At 72.3% G+C, this 382-nt stretch carries 1 protein-coding gene; it reads left to right on the top strand.

All coding sequences use genetic code 11. The annotated features are described in order from the left end of the window. On the top strand, positions 1-382 hold a 382-nt coding region (locus LL06_RS24560; RefSeq protein ID WP_035533301.1), incomplete at both ends, for an Ig domain-containing protein.

Here is a 382-nt window from a genome sequence, read left to right as displayed (position 1 = left end):
TCGCCTTCTCGCCCGCCGCCGGCGCGCTGACGGCGGCGACCGTTGGCACGGCCTATGGCCAGGCGGTCACGGCCTCGGGCGGCACCGCCCCCTATACCTATGCCATCACCGCCGGAACGCTTCCTGCCGGCTTGAGCCTCAACACCTCGACCGGCGCCATCACCGGCACACCGACCACCGGCGGCAATGCCGCCTTCACCATCACCGCCACCGACGCCAACAGCGTCACCGGATCGGCAGCCTATACGCTGGCCGTGGCCGCCGTCCTTCCCGGCGCGCCGGTGATCGGCACCGCGACGGCCGGGAACGCGGAGGCGACAGTCTCCTTCACCGCGCCGGCCAGCACGGGCGGCTCTGCGATCACGACCTATACCGTGACGGC

This window comes from Hoeflea sp. BAL378 (assembly GCF_000759435.1).
Taxonomy (GTDB): Bacteria; Pseudomonadota; Alphaproteobacteria; order Rhizobiales; family Rhizobiaceae; genus Hoeflea.
The sequence above is the reverse complement of the archived record's forward strand: the minus strand, read 5'-3'. Positions and strand labels throughout refer to the sequence as shown.